This window comes from Corallococcus sp. AB045, from assembly GCF_003668895.1.
GTDB lineage: Bacteria > Myxococcota > Myxococcia > Myxococcales > Myxococcaceae > Corallococcus > Corallococcus coralloides.
The window spans coordinates 21483-41417 of record NZ_RAWN01000055.1 but is presented as its reverse complement, the minus strand read 5'-3'; the positions used below and the strand labels follow the sequence as shown (position 1 = coordinate 41417).

The 19935-nt window shown below is 71.3% G+C and carries 12 protein-coding genes; 8 read left to right on the top strand and 4 right to left on the bottom strand.

Annotated elements, in window-relative coordinates; translation table 11 throughout:
- Positions 1–4: 4 nt before the first annotated feature.
- Positions 5–3397 (bottom strand): PAS domain-containing protein, encoded by a 3393-nt coding sequence (locus D7Y21_RS15785; protein ID WP_121714132.1) that lies wholly within the window; start codon positions 3395–3397, stop codon positions 5–7.
- Between the two features lie 624 nt (positions 3398–4021).
- On the opposite strand from D7Y21_RS15785, the gene D7Y21_RS15780 reads away from it, so the two are divergent.
- A complete protein-coding gene (locus D7Y21_RS15780; RefSeq protein WP_121714130.1) occupies positions 4022–5533 on the top strand; it encodes a M20/M25/M40 family metallo-hydrolase in 1512 nt (503 codons plus the stop codon).
- A gap of 6 nt (positions 5534–5539) precedes the next feature.
- Here the strand turns inward: D7Y21_RS15780 and D7Y21_RS15775 are convergent, their stop codons facing one another.
- On the bottom strand, positions 5540–7300 hold the full coding sequence (locus tag D7Y21_RS15775; protein ID WP_121714128.1) for an MDR family MFS transporter: 1761 nt from the start codon (positions 7298–7300) through the stop codon (positions 5540–5542).
- Positions 7301–7547: 247 nt separating this feature from the next.
- Here D7Y21_RS15775 and D7Y21_RS15770 point away from each other — a divergent pair, with 247 nt between their 5' ends.
- The 4 genes from D7Y21_RS15770 to D7Y21_RS15755 all read left to right on the top strand — a co-directional run bounded on the left by D7Y21_RS15770 (position 7548) and on the right by D7Y21_RS15755 (position 14297).
- The gene (locus D7Y21_RS15770; RefSeq protein WP_121714126.1) at positions 7548–9533 is read left to right on the top strand and encodes a lysyl oxidase family protein; all 1986 of its coding nucleotides are present in this window, start codon (positions 7548–7550) and stop codon (positions 9531–9533) included.
- 99 nt (positions 9534–9632) lie between these two features.
- On the top strand, positions 9633–11672 hold the full coding sequence (locus D7Y21_RS15765; protein ID WP_121714124.1) for a lysyl oxidase family protein: 2040 nt from the start codon (positions 9633–9635) through the stop codon (positions 11670–11672).
- Between the two features lie 150 nt (positions 11673–11822).
- Complete coding sequence (locus D7Y21_RS15760; RefSeq protein WP_120564745.1) at positions 11823–13049, top strand: ABC transporter permease; 1227 nt, start codon at positions 11823–11825, stop codon at positions 13047–13049.
- Positions 13050–13070: 21 nt separating this feature from the next.
- The gene (locus D7Y21_RS15755; RefSeq protein ID WP_120564746.1) at positions 13071–14297 is read left to right on the top strand and encodes an ABC transporter permease; all 1227 of its coding nucleotides are present in this window, start codon (positions 13071–13073) and stop codon (positions 14295–14297) included.
- A gap of 93 nt (positions 14298–14390) precedes the next feature.
- On the opposite strand, the gene D7Y21_RS42225 is transcribed toward D7Y21_RS15755, so the two are convergent.
- Both D7Y21_RS42225 and D7Y21_RS15750 read right to left on the bottom strand, forming a co-directional pair.
- The gene (locus D7Y21_RS42225; RefSeq protein ID WP_167508051.1) at positions 14391–14564 is read right to left on the bottom strand and encodes a hypothetical protein; all 174 of its coding nucleotides are present in this window, start codon (positions 14562–14564) and stop codon (positions 14391–14393) included.
- A 166-nt stretch (positions 14565–14730) separates the two neighbouring features.
- Positions 14731–15579, bottom strand: coding sequence for a hypothetical protein (locus tag D7Y21_RS15750; protein ID WP_147469294.1), 849 nt, complete (start codon positions 15577–15579; stop codon positions 14731–14733).
- 195 nt (positions 15580–15774) lie between these two features.
- Here D7Y21_RS15750 and D7Y21_RS15745 point away from each other — a divergent pair, with 195 nt between their 5' ends.
- From D7Y21_RS15745 to D7Y21_RS15735, 3 genes are all read left to right on the top strand, one after another.
- Complete coding sequence (locus tag D7Y21_RS15745; RefSeq protein WP_121714143.1) at positions 15775–17019, top strand: phosphatidylserine/phosphatidylglycerophosphate/cardiolipin synthase family protein; 1245 nt, start codon at positions 15775–15777, stop codon at positions 17017–17019.
- Between the two features lie 103 nt (positions 17020–17122).
- Positions 17123–19069 (top strand): DUF4091 domain-containing protein, encoded by a 1947-nt coding sequence (locus tag D7Y21_RS15740; protein WP_121714120.1) that lies wholly within the window; start codon positions 17123–17125, stop codon positions 19067–19069.
- 232 nt (positions 19070–19301) lie between these two features.
- The gene (locus tag D7Y21_RS15735; protein WP_121714118.1) at positions 19302–19826 is read left to right on the top strand and encodes a GNAT family N-acetyltransferase; all 525 of its coding nucleotides are present in this window, start codon (positions 19302–19304) and stop codon (positions 19824–19826) included.
- Positions 19827–19935: the final 109 nt, after the last annotated feature.

Sequence of the window (19935 nt, the reverse complement as noted above, 5' to 3'; positions counted from 1 at the left end):
CCCCTCAGCGGGCCGTCGCGGCCACCTGGGCCAGGGCCTGCTGTATCTGCGGCAGCGCGTAGGGCTTGGGCAGGACCACCACGCCCAACCACTGCTGCGGATCTCCCTCCAGCGCCGCGCGGCCATGACCGGACGCGATGATGATCCGCATGGCGGGCTTGCGCAGCACCACCTCGCGCGCCAGGTCCACGCCGGACATGCCCGGCAGCGTCACGTCCGTGAAGAGCACGTCGAACCGCTCCGCCGCCAGCGCCACCCGCGCCTCCTCCGCGCTCGCCACCGACATCACCGCGTGGCCCAGCAGCCCCAGCAGCTCGCTGGCGGACGCGCGGATGTCCTCGTCGTCCTCCACCAGCAGCACGTGCATCCGCCGCGCGGCCTCCTGCGTCGCCGACGTTTCCCCGGTGCGCGGCACCTCCGGCCACTGGAGCTTCGGCGTCGCCATCCGCTGCTGCCGCTGGTCCAGCAGCGCCCGCACCTTGCGCGCCAGGTCCTCGCGCCGGTACGGCTTGGACAAGAGGCTCACGCCCGGGTCCAACCGTCCGCCGTGCACGATGGCGTTCTCCGTGTAGCCGGACGTGAAGAGCACCTCGATGTCCGGCTGCAGCGCCTTCGCCTGCCGCGCCAGCTCCGGGCTGCGCACCGGCCCCGGCATCACCACGTCCGTGAAGAGCAGGTCCACCGCCACGCCGCTCTTCAGGATGGACAGCGCGCTCTGGCCGTCCACCGCGCGCAGCACGCGGTAGCCCAGCTCCGTCAGCAGCTCCACCACCGTCGCGCGGACCTCCGCGTCGTCCTCCACCGCGAGGATGGTCTCCTTCCCGCCCTCCACCGGCCCCGTCACCACCTCCGTCACCGGCGCCTCCGGCTGGAAGGCGCGCGGCAGGTACACCTTCACCGTCGTGCCGTGCCCCAGCTCGCTGTAGAGCTTCACGTGCCCGCCGGACTGCTTCACGAAGCCGTACACCATGCTCAGCCCCAGGCCCGTGCCCCGGCCCTCCGGCTTCGTGGTGAAGAAGGGCTCGAACGCGCGCTCCATCACCTCCTGCGACATGCCCCCGCCCGTGTCCGACACCGCCAGCAGCACGTACGCCCCGGCCATCACCTCCCGGTGCGCCTGCGCGTAGTGGTCGTCCAGCGCCGCGTTGCTCAACTCCAGCGTCAGCTTCCCGGCGCCCCCCATCGCGTCGCGCGCGTTGATGGCCAGGTTGAGGATGACGTTCTCCAACTGGTGTGGATCCGCCATCGTGTTCCACAGCCCGCCGCCGATGACCGTCTCCACCTCCACGTCCTCGCCCAGCGCGCGGCGCAGCAGGTCGTCCATGCCCCGCACCAGCCGGCCCAGGCTCAGGGAGCGCGGCTCCAGCGGCTGCCGCCGCGAGAACGCCAGCAACTGCCCGGACAGCCGCGCCCCGCGCTCCACCGCGCTCAGCGCCGAGCGCACCCGGTTCAAGCCCCGCTCGTTGCCCGCCACGTCGCGCTGGAGCAGCTGCAGGTTGCCGCCCACCACCTGGAGCAGGTTGTTGAAGTCGTGCGCCACGCCGCCCGTGAGCTTCCCCACCGCCTCCATCTTCTGCGCCTGACGGAGCTGCTCCTCCGTCTGCCGCTGCTCGGTGACGTCGCGCCCGCTGGCGTACAGCACGCCGTCCTCCGGCATCGGCACCGCCGTCCAGGAGATGCGCCGGTAACCGCCGTGCTTGCACCGGTAGGAACTCTCGAAGTTCAGCGTGGGATTTCCTCCCTCCAGGCGGTGCACCTCGGCGCGCGTCCGGACGTAGTCGTCCGGGCGCTCCAGCCACTCCGACGTGCGGCCCAGCAGCTCCTCCTCCGTCCACCCCAGCATCTGCGTCCAGGCCGGGTTGACGCTGACGAACTTCCCCTCCGACAGGCTCCCCACCACCAGCAGGTCCTGGGACACGTTCCACACGCGGTCCCGCTCCCGCGTGCGCTGCGCCACGCGCTGCTCCAGCGTCTCGTTGGCCTGCTTCAGGTCCGACAGCGCCTTGAGCCTGGACAGCGTCGCCCACACGCGGTCGGCCACGTTGCGCGACAGCTCGATCTCCTCCGCGGTCCACGTGCGCGGCTGCACGTCGTGCAGGAACAGCACCGCCACGAACCGGCCGTGCTCCAGCAGCGGGATGTTGAACAGCGCCCGGATGCCCACCTGCTCCAGCGCGTCCGCCTGGGGCTCCGTGCGCGGGTCCTTCCGCACGTCCGGGATGGCCACGACCTCGCCCTTCAGGAGGTCTTCCAGGAACACGCCGTAGTCGTGGAAGCGGTGCACGCCCTCCACGCGCACCACGTCCGGCGAGGCCACCCAGTTCGGGTGCATCAGCACCAGCGCGTGCGCCGCGTCCACCGTGCCGTAGCCCGCGCGCGGCACGCCCAGCATCCGCCCCACCACCTCCATGGCCAGCTGCGCGGCGGCGTCCGCGGACGAGGCCTCTCGCAGCCGGTCCGCCATCTCCAGCAGCGCCGTCTGCCGCAGCTCCGCCCGCTTGCGCGCGTCGATGTCCACCAGCACGCCGGGAAAGCGCAGCGGCGCGCCCTGCGCGGAGAGCTGGCAGAGGCCGCTGGCCTCCACCCACCGGTTCGCGCCGTCGGCGCGGAGCACGCGGTACTCGGCGCGGTACGCACCGCCCGTCTCCAGCGTGCGGGTGATGGCCGCCTCCACCGCGGGCCGGTCCTCCGGGTGGATGGCGGCCACGAACTGGGAGATGGGCAGACCTTCGCGCGCCTGCTCGGGGTCCAGAGAGAAGGAATGCGCGAAGCGCTCGTCCGCGACGACGCGGTTGCCGGGCACGTCCCACACCCAGGTGCCAATCATTGCCTCGGCGTTCAGCGCCAATTGCACGCGCTCGTTCGCCTCGCGCAAGGCATCGTCGGCCTGGCGGCGCTCGGTGACGTCCTGGGTGATGCCCACCAACTGCACCGGCTTGCCGGCCGCGTCGTACACCAGCGACGCGCGCCGGTGGATCCACCGCACGTCCCCGGTGTCATGACGGCGGATGCGGTACTCCACCGACGGCGTGACCTGCCCCGAGGCCCGCGTCCGCGCGTTGGACACGTGGCGCCGGTCCTCCTCCAGCGCGAGCGCCTCGATGACCGGCGCGGGCAGGGTGTCCGAAACCGGCACGCCGTACAGCCGGCAGAACTCCGGCGTCACCGTCAGCTGGTTGGTGGCGATGTCCAGCGTGAACACACCAATGCCGCCCGCCTCCTGCGCCAGCCGCAGCTGTTCCTGCTTCACGCGCGCGTCGGTGTTCCCAGCATGGGACGCCGGGTCCTCGGGGACCGTGCCAACGCCGTCATCCAGGCCCGCGGCGCGCAGGCGGAACCGCAGACGTTCGACCTCGGCCCTCAGGGCCTGTTCCGTTTCGGAAGGGGGCACGCTCATGAGCGGGGGGACCGCGGGTCGCGGGGGACGACCTCCGGCCGTGGCACTGTCGCCCGGGTCCTCCGGGGTGGGCAACGGAGAATTCCGAAGGAGTCATTCCTCCAGAACCGGAGCATCCTCCCCGGTGTCGGCGTCCGCGCCCGGCTGTTCCGGGTGAACGCCCGAAGGTGCGTCGCCAGTCCGTCGTGCCGGCGCGCGAGCCCCTCTGGCCCGTCGCCTTGACGCAGGGCAGCCAGGGCGTCAGGGCGTCCTGGGACCTGGGGAATACAGCGCGCCGCGGCGTGTCCAGGACCCCGGATTCTGGAGAACGTCTCGGGTTACCCAGGGGAGGCCCGGGCCATGGGACGTCCCGCGTAGCGGAGAGTCGTGAACACTCACATCACCCGCGGGTCGCAATGCTCACTTCCCGCCTTGACGCTGCCAGGAATTTCTTTAAAGAATGCACGCACGTCCTCTTCTTCTTGGAAGATGGCGTATGTACCGGACCTCGCGTTCCCCAACCGCGGAACCGGTGCGTGACGTCCCAGTTGAGCCCCGCGCGCCGCGTTCCCCCTCTCGGCGCGCGGTGGCCCCTGGGACTTCCACCCCGCCCTGCTCACTCATCAGGTCCCCTCGAGGATTCGAGTGTCCACGTCCGCCTTCGTCCTGCCCGTCTCGCTGGCCCTGCAGCTGCTCACCTCGGCGTCGCCTTCCCCCCAGAACACGGCGACCGCGCCCTCCCAGGAGCCCGCGCCGAAGTCCCCGGCCACCTCGTCGGTGAAGGCCACGCCCCCGGCCGTGACGAAGCTGAGCGCCGCGCAGCAGGCCACGGCGGCGAAGCTGGTGGGGCCCGCGCTCGCGGAGGGCCATGCGTACGCGCGGCTGGCGGAGCTGACGGACGGCATCGGGCCGCGCCTGTCCGGCTCCGAGTCCGCGGAGGCCGCGGTGCAGTGGGCCCTGCGCAGCTTCCAGGCGGACGGGGTGAAGGCGTGGAAGGAGCCGGTGAAGGTGCCGCGCTGGGTGCGGGGCGAGGAGCACGGCGAAATCCTCGCCTCCGAGCGCACGCGCGGCCTGCCCCTGTCGCTGCTGGCCCTGGGCGGCAGCGCGCCCACGCCGCCGGAGGGCATCACGGCGGAGGTGGTGGAGGTGGGCTCGCTGGAGGAGCTGGCGGCGCTGGGTGACAAGGTGAAGGGCCGCATCGTGTTCTTCAACCACACCATGTCGGAGGCGGCGGACTACGGCCGCTTCGCGGGGCTGCGCGGCCGGGGTCCGGCGGCGGCGGCGAAGCAGGGCGCGGTGGCCGCGCTGGTGCGCTCGCTGGCCACGGCGTCGCTGAGCACGCCGCACACGGGCTCCACGCGCTTCGACGAAGGCGGCCCGCGCCTGCCCGCGGCGGCGGTGTCGGTGGAGGACGCGCTCACGCTGCACCGGATGCTCCAGGGCGGGGCGGTGAAGGTGCGGCTGGTGCTGGGGTGCTCGGATTTGCCGGAGGCGGACTCGTCCAACGTCGTGGCGGAGGTGCGGGGCCGCGAGAAGCCGGACGAGGTGGTGCTCCTGGGCGCGCACCTGGACTCCTGGGACGTGGGCACGGGCGCGCATGACGACGGCGCGGGCGTGGTGATGGTGATGGAGGCCGCGCGGCTCATCGCGAAGCTGCCCCAGGCGCCCCGGCGCACGGTGCGCGTGGTGCTGTTCATGAACGAGGAGAACGGGCTGCGCGGCGGCCGCGCGTACGCGCAAGCGCACGCGAAGGAGCTGCCCAAGCACGTGGCCGCCATCGAGATGGACGCGGGCGGAGGGCGCCCCCTGGGCGTGAGCCTGCACGCGGGGCCGGGCGGTGAGACGCTGCTGTGGCCGTGGCTGGCGCCGCTGGAAGGGCTGGGCGCGGCGAAGTTCCTGGTGGGGCACGCGACGGGCGCGGACCTGAGCCCCATGGAGCCCGCGCACGTGCCCTTCGTGGGCGTGCGCGTGGACAGCAGCCGCTACTTCGACGTGCACCACTCCATGGCGGACACGCTGGACAAGGTGGACCCCCAGGACCTGTCGCGCAGCACCGCCGCGGTGACGTGGATGGCGTACGCGCTGGCGGAGTCGCCGGGCACGCTCGCGCGCCCCACCGCGCCGGAGTCGGACATGCCGCCGCCGGCGAAGAAGTAGGCCGCGCTACGCCTCCGCCGGGGCCTTGTGCGGCCCGCCCCGGCGCAGCGGCAGCTCCGGCAAGAGCAGCGTGACGAGCAGGGCCGCCAGCGCGACGAAGATGGCGAAGCGGTACACGGCCATCGTCGCGCGGGTGAAGGACTCTTTCAGCGCGCGCTCCATGCGGTCCACTGTGGACAGCGCGCGGGCCTCGTCCGCGTCCACTCGCGCGCGGGCCTCGGGCCCTTCTCGCAGGGCCTGCCGCCGCTCCTCGGCGAAGCCCTCGCGCAGCTTCGCCTTCACCTGCTCCGGTTGGAACCGCTGGCCCTGCGGCGCGCCTTCGCCTCCGCCCAGGCCCGCCGGCGCGGACGCGTGCAGTTCCTGTCGTACGTCCGGAGGCAGTCCGCGCGTGGCCTGCTGCGTGCGCGTGTGCATCTCCCGGCCCAGCGTGCCCGCGAACACGGTGCCCAGGAGCGCCACGCCCACCGTCATGCCCAGCTGCCGGAAGAACGTCGTCGCGGACGTGGCCACGCCGATGCGCTGGGGCGGCACGGAGTTCTGCACGGCCACGGTGTAGAGCGGAATGGACGGGCCCAGGCCCAGGCCCACCAGCACCATCTTCACGGTGACCTCGGCCTGGCTGGAGTCGGGCGTCAGCGTGAAGCCCATCACCGCGAAGCCGCCCATGAGGAACAGCAGCGCCCCCACCATCAGCGCCTTGTAGCGGCCCATCCGAGACGCCAGCTGCCCGGACAGCACGTTGCCCGCCACCACGCCCAGCGTCAGCGGCGTCAGCGTCAGCCCGGAGTGCGTCGCGGACAGGCCCACCACGTTCACCATGAACAGCGGCAGGAAGGTGACGGACGCCAGGAACACCGCGCCGATGATGAACACCGCCGCGTTGCCCGCGGAGAACGCGCGCAGGCGGAACAGCGACGGATCCAGCAGCGGCTCCTTCGCATGGCGCTCCCGCCACACGAAGAGCCCCAGCCCCACCGCCGACAGCGCGAACAACCCCAGGATGGGCGCGGAGCCCCAAGGGAACCCGCCCGCTCGGGGCACCGCCGCGCCATGGCCCAGGCTGAGCGCGAGCAGCAGCGGCACCACGCCCACCGCCAGCGCCACCGCCCCCAACACATCCAGCTTCCCGCCGTGCACGCCCTCCGGCTTGAGCGGCGGCATGCGCAGGAAGATGAGCGCCAGCGCGAGCGCACCCACCGGCAGGTTGATGAAGAACACCCAGTGCCAGCCCAGCGAGTCGGTGATGAAGCCGCCGGCCAGCGGACCAATGACGCTGGACAGGCCGAACACCGCGCCGAACAGGCCCTGGTACTTGCCCCGGTCGCGCGGCGGGAACAGGTCCGCCACCACCGCCAGCGAACCGGTGAAGAGCGCCGCGCTGCCCAGCCCCTGCACCGCGCGGCAGAGGATGAGCACGAGCGTGGAGCGGGCCGCGCCGCACAGGAAGCTGCCGGTGAGGAACACGGCGATGCCCGCCACCAGCACCGCGCGGCGGCCCAGCAGGTCGGACAGCTTGCCCCACACGGGCACCATCATCGTGGAGGCCACCAGGTACGCGGTGGTGAGCCACGGGTAGTGCTCCGGCGCGATGTGGAGGTCCGCCTGGATGGTGGGCCCCGCCGTGGCCACGATGGTCTGATCCAACGCCGCCAGCAGCAGCCCCAGCAGCGCCCCCGCCAGCGTGAAGGCCTTCTGTGAACGGCTGAACCGCTCTGAGGCCGGAGCGGCATGGGAGTCCAGGGCGGTGTCGGCGGGGGTGTCGGCCATGGCTCGGGCACGCGCTCAGGGCGCGTGCATTCGCGCGAATCTGGGGATGGCGGCGGGGGCTGGCCACGTCCGCCTGCCCGGCTGCTCTCCGTCCGGAAGGCAATGCGCCGTCGGGCAGCTGTCGGAAGTGCCGTTCATCCAACAAGGGTCTTTCGGGGAGGATGGTGCGCGGTTCTATCCTGCGCCTCCCTTCATACCGGACGTCGGACGCGCTGGGGGCGTGAGCGCGTCCTGCCCAGGAGTGAACATGCGGATCCGTGGAGCGCTGGCCTGCGCCGTGGTGGTGTTCCTGACGGCGGGCTGCAAGGACGACCCCAAGCCCCAGCCCGACGCGGGAGTTCCGGACGCAGGCTCTCAGGACGATGCCGGCACCGCCGGGCCCACCCTCTCCGAAACGCCACGCTGGCAGGTGGAAGGCGATGGCCTCGACGCGAAGGAGTGCTTCGGCCGTGGCGTGGCGCTGGGTGACCTCGACGGGGACGGGCGCAAGGACCTGGTGGTCATCTCGCCGCCGTGCACCAGCGGCCCCACGAACCCCGGCCGCGTGATGGTGTACTCGGGGCAGGCGTCCTACTTCTCCCAGACGCCCGTCACCTCCAAGCTGTCGTGGGTGCATCCCAGCCCGCGCACGTCGGGCTACCAGATGACGGTGGGCACGGGCGACGTCGACGGGGATGCGTACGCGGACGTGGTGGTGAAGAGCTACTACGGCGTCAGTGTGTACAAGGGCGGGCCGGACCTGTCCCAGGTGTTCGCCCAGCCGCTGTTCCGCGTGCCGGACTCCTCGACCACGCGCTTCGGCATCGGGCGGCTGCTGGACGTGGATGGTGACGGGCTGGACGACCTCATCGTCTCCACCTTCACCGGGAGCACCACGATCTACCGCGCGACGCCCGGCGGGAAGGAGGGCCCCTTCACCAACGTGCGCGTGCTGTCCGGCTACGCGCAGCCCGCGGGAGACACGGACGGGGACGGCGCCCAGGACCTGCTCATCCCCCTGTACGACGAGGAGAACAGCCAGGGCCTCTTCCTGGGCTGCAAGGCGGACAGCTCGCGCGTCTGTGATGGACCGCTCACCACGCAGCCGGTGTGGAAGGGCACGGCGGAGAGTGTGAGAGGGATTCCGGACCTGAACGGGGACGGCCGTCCGGAGATGCTCGCGGGGCTGAGGGGCAGCGTGCGCCTGCACCTGTCCGACGCCTCCGTCCAGGGCTACTCCGCCACGCCCGTGTGGACGTTGATGGACGACCCGGCCTTCCCCAGTGTGGCCGCCCAGAGCCTCACCGTGGGCTCCATGGTGGAGGGGAGCACGGGCCACGACTTCGTGCTCGCCTCGCTGGGGCGCGTGTACCTCTTCCGCCCCACGGCGAACGTGTCCGGTCCGCTGGAGCCGGTGTGGTCGTGGCCGCGCGCCAACCGCCTCCTGCCCCAGACGATGCTGGGCTTCATCCTCCCCAGCGTGGCCAGCCCCGGCGACCTGGACGGGGACGGCTACGACGACCTGGTGGTGGGCGCCTCGCAGGAGAGCGACGGCACGCGCGCCCCGGGCCGGGTGATGGTGTTCGGTGGCGGCGTGGTGCCGGACTCGGAGGAGCCCGCGCCCGCGCTGATGCCCACGAAGACGTGCAACCTCCAGGTGGATCCGGTGAACGGCAAGCCGGACCTCACGGTGGACCGGGACGTCATCGCCCGCTCGCTCTACATCGAACGGCGCGCCTTCGCGGCGGACTCCTGCGAGGTGCGTGAGGGCTGCGTGCCCGCGGGCGGCGAGCGGCGCCTGCTGCGCTTCACCACCTCCATCGTGAACATGGGCACCGCGCCGGCGGTGGTGCCCTCGCCGGAGGAGCGGCCGGACCTCTTCGTCTACGACGAGTGCCACCAGCACGACCACCTGGTGAACTTCGCCGGCTACGACCTCAAGGACGCCTCCGGCAACTCCCTGTCCGTGGGGCGCAAGCAGGGCTTCTACATGGTGGACTTCACCCAGTACTGCGCGGACGGCACCCCGTTCACCTGGTACGACCCGGGCACGGGCATCTCGCCGGGCTGGTCGGACGTCTACACGGCGGACACCGCCTGCCAGTGGCTGGATGTCACGGACACCCCGGACGGCGACTACACCGTGCGGGTGGGCGTGGATGAGAACCACATCATCGACGAGCTCGACGCGCTCCCCAACGAGGCCACCGTCAAGGTGCGCTTGAAGGGGGACACGGTGACCGTGCTGCCCTGAAGCGAAAGGGCGGACCGCGCGCATTGTTTCTCCGCCAAGGGACTCCTGGGGATGGGGCCGGTGCAATGCCGGCCGGTTCATTCCGGGGAGAACGACACGATGCGGATGCGACTCGCGCGGTCCTGCGCGGTGGTGGGACTCCTGGCCCTGACGGGCTGCAAGGACGACCCGAAGCCCCAGCCGGATGCGGGCACGCCGGACGCGGGCTCGGGGGATGACGGCGGCACCTCCGCTGGTCCCACCCTCTCCGAAACGCCGCGCTGGCAGGTGACCGGTGACGGCGCGAACCCCAAGGAGTGCTTCGGCCGCACCGTGGCGGTGGGAGACCTCAACGGAGACGGGCGCAAGGACCTGCTGGTGACGTCCGCGCCCTGCTCGAGCACCCAGACGGACCCTGGCCGCGTGATGGTGTACGCGGGCGAGGCGCGCGACTTCTCGAAGACGCCGGTCACCACCACGCTGACGTGGGTGCACCCCAGCCCCCGCTCCTCCAGCAACCGGATGACGGTGACCACGGGCAACATCGACGGGGACGCGTACACGGACGTTCTCGTCGCCACCGGCTTCGGCGTCAGCGTCTTCAAGGGCGGGCCGGACCTGTCCCAGGTGCTGGCCCAGCCGGTGTTCCGTGCGCCGGACTCCACCACCCTGCGCTTCAGCGGCGCGCGGCTGCTGGACCTGGACGGGGACGGGAAGGACGAGCTCACCGTCTCCACGCTCGACGGGGAGCTCACCGTCTACCGGGCGACGCCGGGAGCACCGGAGGGGGCCTTCACCGCCGTGCGCAAGCTGACCGGCGTCCCCAACCCAGCAGGGGACGTTGACGGGGACGGGGTCAAGGACCTGGCCGTGACCCACGACGACTTCAAGGTGGAGCTATTCCTGGGGTGCAAGGCGGGCAGCGCCCACGTCTGTGAAGGACCGCTCACCGCGCAGCCCGTGTGGACGGGCCAGGCCGAGTTGTTCGCCGCGCTGCCCGACCTGAACGGAGACGGCCGCTCGGAGGCGCTCCTCCTGCTGGACGGCAGCCAGCGCCTGCACCTGTCCGACGCCGCGGGCCCGGGCTACGCGCCGCAAATCACCTGGCAGCCCATGGACGACGCGGCCTTCCCCCTCTTCGGACAGGCCTTCATCACCTTCAACAAGACCGTCATCTCCGCGGGCTCCATGGTGGAGGGTGGCACGGGCCACGACTTCGCCATCGGCGCTGTCGGCCGCGTGTACCTCTTCCGCCCCACCGCGAACGTGTCCGGCCCGCTGGAGCCGGTGTGGGCGTGGCCGCGCGCCAACCGGCTCGACCCCCGGACGTCGCTGGGCACCGACTACCTGGGCATGGCCTCCGCGGGTGACCTGGACGGGGATGGGTACGACGACCTGGTGGTGGGCGTGTCCCCGGGACTCAGCGGCACGCCCGCGGGCACACCCTCGGGAGGCGACGGCGAGTCCGCCCTGGGCCGGGTGATGGTGTTCGGCGGCGGCGCGGTGCCGGACTCCCAGGAGCCCGCGCCCGCGCTGGCTCCCACGCGGACGTGCGGCCTCCAGGTGGATCCGGTGAACGGCAAGCCGGACCTCACGGTGGACCGGGACGTCATCGCCCGCTCGCTCTACATCGACCGGCGCTCCTTCACGGCGGACTCGTGTGAGGTTCGCGAGGGCTGCGTGCCCGCGGGCGGTGAGCGGCGCCTTTTGCGCTTCACCACCTCCATCATGAACATGGGCACGGGCCCGCTGGTGGTGCCTTCACCGGAGGAGCGGCCGGACCTCTTTGTCTACGACGAGTGCCACCAGCACCACCACCTGACGAACTTCGCAGGCTACGACCTGAAGGACGCGGCCGGTAACACGACGTCCGTGGGGCGCAAGCAGGGCTTCTACATGATCGACTTCACCCAGTACTGCGCGGACGGGGAACCCTACAGCTGGTACGACCCGGGCACGGGCATCTCGCCCGGCTGGTCGGACGTCTACACCGCGGACCTGCCCTGCCAGTGGCTGGACGTCACCGACACCCCGGACGGCGAGTACACCGTGCGCGTGGGCGTGGATGAGAACCACATCGTGGACGAGGCCGACACGCTGCCCAACGAGGTCACCGTCAAGGTGCGCCTGACCGGTGACACGGTGACCGTGCTGCCCTGAAACGGGAAAATCCCGCCGCGAAACGCCGTCCGGTGAAGGCCGCGTGCAATGAGCGGCCCTCCTGGGCGTAGAGTGCCTGACGCGGCCCGCCCGCCGGGGACCTTCCCGGTGCGGTGGGCCGCATGGCTTCCAGCGTGAAGAGGTGGTTTCGTGAACTTCCGGGTCGACGTGTGGGAGGGCGCGCGCATCGCGCTGACCTCGCTGCGCTCCAACCGGCTGCGGACGGTGCTCACCACGGTGGGCATCGGCGTGGGCGTGTGCACCCTGCTGGCCATCGTCGGCATCATCCAGGGCTTGAACAGCTCGTTCTCGGACCAGCTCAGCAAGATTGGCTCCAACACGCTGCAGGTGTCCAAGTTCCCCTGGGTGATGAACGGGGACTGGTGGGCGTACCGCAACCGCAAGAAGCTCTCGCTGGACCTGGTGGAGCCCATGCGTGCCGCCTCCGAGCACGTCATCGCGGTGGCCCCCATGATGTTCGTCAACGCGGAGGTGTCCTTCCAGAGCCGGAAGCTCGCCTCCGTGCAGACCATGGGCACCAGCCCCGACTACGCGATGACGTCCTCCGTGGAGATGGGCCAGGGGCGCTTCCTCACGCAGGCGGACGTGGACAACCGCTCCGCCGTCGTGGTGATTGGCGCGGAGATAGGCAAGGTGCTCTTCCCGGGCATCAACCCGGTGGGCCACCGCATCCTCGTGGACCGCCGCCCCTACCGCGTCGCGGGCGTCATCGTGGAGCGCGGCACGCTGCTGGGGCAGAACGTGGACCTGGTGGTGATGCTGCCGTACACCGCGTTCCAGGGGCACTTCGGCACCCAGCGTGACGTGACCCTGGTGCTCGCGGTGGACCAGCAGGAGAACGTCCCCCGCGTGCAGGACCGGCTCACGGAGACGCTGCGCCGTGAGCGCAACACCAAGCCCGGCGCGCCGGACGACTTCGCCATCAACCGGCCGGATCAGCTGGCCAACATGTACGCGCAGCTCACCGGCGCGCTCTACGGCGCGGCCACCGGCGTCGGGCTCATCACGCTGCTCGTGGGCGGCATCGGCATCATGAACATCATGCTGGTGTCCGTGCGTGAGCGGACGCGCGAGATTGGCGTGCGGCGGGCGCTGGGCGCTCGCAAGCACACCATCATCCTCCAGTTCCTCATGGAGGCGGCCAGCGTGTCCGCGGTGGGCGGCGCGATGGGCACCGCGGTGGGCATGAGCCTCGCGTGGCTGGTGAACTACCTCACGCCCCTGGCGGCGGCGGTGCAGCCCATGACGGTGGTGCTGGGCGTGGGCTTCTCCGCGGTGGTGGGCCTGCTGTTCGGCATCTGGCCGGCGGCGCGCGCCGCGAACCTGGACCCCGTGGAAGCGCTCCGCCACGACTAGGCGCGAGCGGGAGACCTGACCATGTGGATGGCTTTCTGGGACACGGTGCGGCTGGCGTTCGGCACGTTCCGCTCCAACCCCCTGCGCTCCTTCCTCACGCTGCTGGGCATCGTCATCGGCGTCACCACGGTGGTGTCCATGATGGCCCTCATCGAGGGCCTCCGGAACCAGGTGAACGAACAGATGTCGGACCTGGGCAGCGACTGCTTCCAGGTGCAGCGGCTGCCCTTCGGCCAGGGTGAGCTGTCCATCGCGGAGCTCGCGCGCCGGCCGCGCTTCACCTATGCGGACCTGGACGCCATCCGCACGCAGCCCTCCATCTCGCAGGCCGCCGGCGAGGACTCCAAGGGCGGCCAGAAGGCCTCCACCGCCGACCGCGAGTCGCGTCCCAACGTGAACGTCTGGGCCGGCACGGCGGAGTACTTCAACACCAACTCGGTGAGCCTCGCCACCGGGCGGCCCTTCACGGACGCGGAGTTCGTGGACGGCCGGCGCGTGGCGGTGATTGGCCAGGACCTGGCGGACACGCTGTGGCCCGGCCTGGACCCCCTGAACCGCGAGTTCCGCCTCCTGGGCCGCACCTTCCAGGTGGTGGGCACGCTCAAGCGCCGGGGCGGGTTCCTGGGCGGCGGCAGCCAGGACAACCAGGCCATGATTCCGCTGTCCACCTTCGCGGGCATGTTCGGCGTGCGCGACTTCCGCATCAGCATCCAGGCGAAGTCCCCGGAGGTGCTCCAGCGGGCCCAGGATGAAGTGACGCTGCTCATGCGCCGCCGCCACGGGCTCAAGCCGACCGAACCGGACGACTTCTTCCTCTACAACAATGCGTCCGCCACGGAGATGTTCAACAGCCTCTCCGCGGCGGTGTCCGCGGCCAGCTTCGGCGTGTGCATCCTGTCGCTCCTGGTGGGCGGCATCGGCATCCTGAACATCATGCTGGTCGCCGTGACGGAGCGGACGCGGGAGATTGGCATCCGCAAGGCGCTGGGGGCCAAGCGCTACCGCATCCTCGCGCAGTTCGCGCTGGAGGCGGTGGTGCTGTCGCTGGTGGGCGGCGCGGTGGGCGTGGCGCTGGGCGTGGGCCTGGCGCACCTGGCGCGGTGGATGATCAACCTGCCCACGGAGGTCCCCATGTGGTCCGTGGTGGTGTCGCTGGTGATGAGCTGCGGGGTGGGGCTGGCGTTCGGCATCTACCCGGCGGCGCGCGCGGCGAAGCTGGACCCCGTGGAGGCGATGCGCACCGAGTAGCACGCGCTCATCCGAGCATGGCGCATGAGAAGGCCCCGACCCGGCATGAAGCGGGTGGGGCCTTTTTTCATCACGGTCGTGGCCGGCCCGGGACTACGGGCAGGGGTACGTACAGGTGATCTGCCCGGAGATGGGGTTCTTGAAACACTGGGGCGTGCAGTCCTGCGCGTCGGCGGAGGACGGCGTGGCGGCGATGCCCAGGCCCATCACGGTGGCGGCGGCGGCGAGGACGAAGGCGATGCGACGGACGTTCTTGCGAGCCTGCATGGTGTCGTCTCCCTGCGATGTGTTGGCGCTGCACGGAGCACTCTAGGGACCGGGGCTGACAACGCCACTGGCGAGATTGCAGGCACGCGCGCACGCGCGGAGGGCGGGGCGCCAAGGCGCCGCACGCGGGAAGAAATTTGAAACACCGATGCGGCGAAACAATGCGTCAACGACTGGGCGTGGGGGTGCGACTCCACTGATAGCCCACCGTCGCTCCGCTGCCGATGAGCGAGAACGCGAGGTACTGGCGCAGGAGGTCCAGCCGTTCGCTGGTGCCGGCCAGGTGGCGCAGGCCTTCATGCGCGGCGAGGCCCAGGAGCATTCCCACGGTCGCGCCGCCGAGCGCGCCCAGGTACGCGTGGCCGCGATCCTGGCTGCCGCCGAACGCGACCTCGCCCATGCCCCAGGTGCCGAGCGCGGCGATGGGCGGCGTGACGACCATGGCGGCGCCGAACGCGCCCACCTCCAGCTCCATCCACCGCCCTTGCGGATAGGAGGGATGCACGAAGAGGAAGCGCCCCGGAAGCGACGCGAGCACGGTGCCCGCGGCGGCCTCCGCGGCGCTGGCGCCCAGGCGCGTGTCACCGCCCACGCGGGTCGCGGCCCAGACGGTGCCCAGGGGCAGCAGCGTGACACCGCCATGCGCGGCCCAGGTGCCGGCGGACAACGGTGCCTCGGTGTAGGGCTCGCCGTGCGGAATGAAGGGCCGCAGCGGACGGGGGGGCACGGCGGGAGGCGGAGGATCCGCGTCCAGGAACGGCGCATCCAGGACGGTGGGCCTCAGCGGAGGCGGCGGAGGTTCAGGCGCGGGTGACGCGGGCGTATCCGCGGCGCTCGATTCATCCTGAGGCGCGGGCGCGTCCGGCGTGGGCGTCTGCTCATCCCGAGGCGCGGATGAGACATCCCCTGCGGGCGGCACGTCCTGCCTCCACACCGAGGCGGACGCGGCCGGTGCCCCCAGCAGGCCCACCCACAGGAGCGCTGCGTACGCGGGTGCCATCCCCTGTCGCCCCATGCCGTGTCCGTCCTCCTGTGCATCCGCTGTCCGCACCCAGCAGTGCGCACGCGGCGCGTCCAGCACCACCGGGCTCGGGTGTCATGGGGCTCAAGCGTCGGCGGGTGGACGGTGTCCGTGTCCATCCACACGCTTCCTCCACTCGGAGACACACGGCGGATGCGGAAGGGCGGGGGCTGCCATAGCTTCCGGACCGTGCGGTTGGTCTGGCCCATCCTGCTCGCCCTGCTCGCCGCGGGGTGTCCCTACCCGAACCACCGACAGGACCTGCGCCTGCGCGCGTTGCCGGAGGACCCGGCCGCGAGGGAGCTCGCCATCGAGCAGACGATGGGCGTCCCGATGCAGCCCGGCAACGGCGTGGAGCTGGTGCAGAACGGTCAGGTCTTCGACGTCATCGAGGAGGAGATCCGCGCCGCGCGCTCCAGCATCCACATCGCCAGCTACATCTGGCGTCCGGGCATCCCGTCGGACCGGCTGCTCATCGCGCTGCGCGAGCGGGCCCCCGGTGTGCAGTGCCGGGTCATCGTGGATCCGCTGGGCAGCGTGAACTTCGAGGCCGTGGCCCCGGTGCTCGCGGACGCGGGCTGCGACGTGCGCATCTACCGTCCCTACCAGGGCGCGGTGACGTCCCTGGACGCGGTGAGGATCCGCGCGCGCATGCACCGCAAGATGGTCATCCGCGACGGCGAGGTCGCGCTGACCGGCGGCTTCGGCATCTGGCGCAGCTGGCTGGGCAACGGCGACGCGGCGGAGACCTGGCGCGACACCAACGTGAGGGTGCGGGGCCCCGTCGTGCGAGGCATGCAGCTCGCCTTCGCGCAGAACTGGCAGGAGTCCGGCGGCGCCTTCCTGCCCCCGGAGTCCTTCCCGGAGCTGGCGCCCGCGGGCGGCGCGCGGGCCCTCTTCGTCGCCAGCACGGGGCACCGCTTCCTGTCGGAAGCCACGAAGATGTGGCTGCTGCCCATCGCCGCCGCGAAGCACCGGCTGTGGATCGCCAACTCGTACTTCATCCCGTCGGAAGCCATCAGCGACATGCTCATCCTCAAGGCGCGCGAGGGCGTGGACGTGCGGGTGCTGGTGCCCGGCCGCTACCACGACGTGAAGCCCGTGCTCAACGCGCAGCGGGCGTCCTACGCGAGGCTCCTGGAGGCAGGCGTGCGCATCTACGAGTACGAGATCTCGATGATGCATTCCAAGACGCTGGTCGCGGACGACACGCTGAGCATCGTGGGCTCCACCAACCTGGATCCGCTGGCGCTCAGCCACACCGACGAGGCCTCGGTGATGGTGGAGGATCCGGTGTTCGCGGAGGAGCTGGCGAAGTCCTTCGAGGTGGACCTCACGCACTCAGCGGAGGTCCACTGGCACGGCTGGAAGCGGCGGGGCCTGCTTCAGAGGCTGGGCGAGCAGCTGCCGTGGTTCATCAGCGACTTCCTGTGAGCTCACCCCGCGAGGTCTGGAGCCCCTGGCCGCCTGCCTGTCCGGCTGACAAGGAACACCCGGTGTGGGAAGGCCGCCAGGGCCAGGGCGCGTTGGTTTCTTCATGCCTTCGATTCGACCGTTCCGTGCTGCCCTGCTGTCGTTGACCGTGGCCCTGCCGGTGTTCGCGGCCGGGCCCGCCGTGTGGGGTGAGGGGATGATGGTGAAGGTGCGGCCGGAGACCGCCGCCCGGAGCGCCACCGAGGTGCGGCTCACCGCCGCGCGCAACGAGTTCGTCTCCTTCCAGGTCGCGCTGCAAGGCGGTGACACGGGGCTGAAGGGCGTGCGCGCGAACCTGCCCTCGCTGGAAGGGCCCGCGAAGCTGACGGGGCCGGACGTGACGCTGTACCGCGAGGCGCTGGTCACCACGAAGCAGGCATCGGTGGCGGGCGAGTCCGTGGGCGCGTGGCCGGACGGACTGGTGCCGGACACGGACGAGATCGCCGGAGAGACGCGAAGCGCCTTCCCCTTCGACGTGCCCGCGAATGAGGCACGGGCCCTCTGGGTGGACGTGCACGTGCCGGAGGACGCACCGCCCGGCGACTACACGGGCACGGTGACGGTGGAGGCGGAAGGAGGCTTCCAGCGGCAGGTGACGGCGAGGCTGACGGTGGTGGACGCGGCATTGCCGAGCACGTCCTCACTGCCGTCCGCGTTCCTGCTCTGGCCGCCGCACGTGTGCCGCGCGCACACGGGCCGCGAGGACTGCACGCCGGAGGAGCTGCAGCCGCTGCTCACGCGCTACCAGCGGATGGCGTTGGAGCACCGCTTCACGCTCTCCAGCCTCTTCCCGCGCAAGCCGTGGCCGCCGGAGTGGAGCGCCTTCGACGCGACGTGGGGACCGTACCTGGAGGGCACGGCGCCCAATCGCCTGCAAGGCGCGCGGATGACGAGCCTGGAGTACGTGGGTCCGCTCGACGCGGCGAACCTGAAGGACTTCACGGCGCACATGAAGGAGAAGGGCTGGCTGGACCGGGCCTACGTGCAGCTGGGGGACGAACCGCCCTACGGCACGCCCTTCGCTCAGGTGCAAGCGACGGGAGAGCTGGTGCGCCAGGCTGCGCCCGGGCTGCGCACGCTGCTGACGACGAACTCGCGCGAGCTGAAGGCCAACGGCCTGGAGGGCACGGTGGACACGGTGGTGCCGCTGGTGAACCACCTGGACGGCACGGACGCGAACTTCCAGGGCGACCAGCGGGGGACGTACACGAACTTCCTGGAGCGTCCTGGAACGGCGTTGTGGATGTATCAGAGCTGCATGAGCCACGGCTGTGCGTATGGGACCAACGCGCCGGAGAACCAGCCGGGCGCGGGCTGGCCGTCGTACATGCTGGACCGGTCGGCGGCGAAGGCGCGCGCGATGGAGTGGGTGACGTTCCTGGAGGGCGCGACGGGCGAGCTCTACTACCAGTCGGTGGGCATGCTCTCCACGGCATGGTCGGACCAGTACCGCTTCAACGGCAACGGGGACGGGACGCTCTTCTACCCGGGCACGCCGGAAGCCATCGGTGGCAAGACGGACGTGCCGGTGGCCTCGCTGCGGCTCAAGCTCATCCGTCAGGGCATGCAGGACTACGAGTGGCTCAAGGCGGTGAGTGACGCGGGAGACCCGGACTTCGCGCGCAAGGTGGCCAGGGACCTGATCCCGGCCGCGTCGCGAGTGACGGACGACGGCGCCGCGTTCGACGCGGCGAGGCTGAAGCTCATCCAGCGTTACGAGGAGCTGACCGCGACCCAGACTCCGGACACGCAGCAGCCGGGAACGGGAAGCCCCGCGGACGGAGGCACGGGGCCCAAGCCGGATGAAGCCGCGGGAGGCCCATCGAAGGGGTCGCCCGGCTCCACTTCCGATGTGGCGCCGGCCGCGGTCGGTGACGCGCAGGCGGGAGGCTGCACCACGGGCGGAGGCGGCACGGCGGCGGTCGCGGGGGGCCTGTTGTTCGCGGCCTGGGCGCTCGGCGGCATGCGTCGTCGTCACGCTCGCGTGACCGTGCCCGCGCGGAGGAGGTAGGCGCGGGGGCAGGCGTAGCGCGCCTGCCGCAACGCGCCAAGACAGCAGACCCTCTCCGCCGGAGGCACAGCGCACGAACCTGTCCGACAGTCGGACAGGTTTCGGAAGACCGGGGCCCGGACCCCCGGTCCTGGTAGCCAGGTCGGGCCCGTGTCGGACGGGGGAGGTACAAGACTGGCTGCCTGCCCGGATGCGCCGCGTGGGCCCGGGCCGTCATGCTAGAGGGCGTCGCATGAGCACGGACGTGGTGAAGCGAGCCGTCATCCGCGAGGCGCGGCCCGAGGACGACAAGGCGATTGGCGAGCTGTTGGTGGACGCCTACGTCACGCAGTACGCGAAGCACCTGCCGGAGATCGTCTACTCCGACGAGCGCAAGGCGTTCCTGCGAGACATCGCCTCCCGGCGCAAGGTGTGCACCATCCTGGTGGCGGAAGTGGACGGAGAGATCGCGGGCACGGTGGCCCTGTATCCGCCCGGCGCGCCCGGCACCGAGGCCTGGCTGCCTCGCACGGCGGACCTGCGCGCCCTGGCCACCGCGGTGCGCTTCCACGGCCAGGGCCTGGCCCAGCCGCTGCTGGCGGAGACGGAGGTCCTCGCGAAGCACTGGGGCGTGGACGCCATCTCCCTCCACGTGCGCCAGGGGGTCGTGGGCGTCGCGCGCATGTACCAGCGCCGGGGCTACCAGCGTGTGCCGGAAGGCGACATGGACCGTCGTCCGGAGGTGTTCCTGGAGGCGTACCTGCTGCCCCTGAAGTGACGCATGTCAGGCGGGGACGCGTTCATCCGTGGATTGCGCATCCCGTCTGACGCCGGAGGGTCCGCGAACGCTCGTGTGACCCGGGCACTGGAAGGGATCGCGCGCCGGA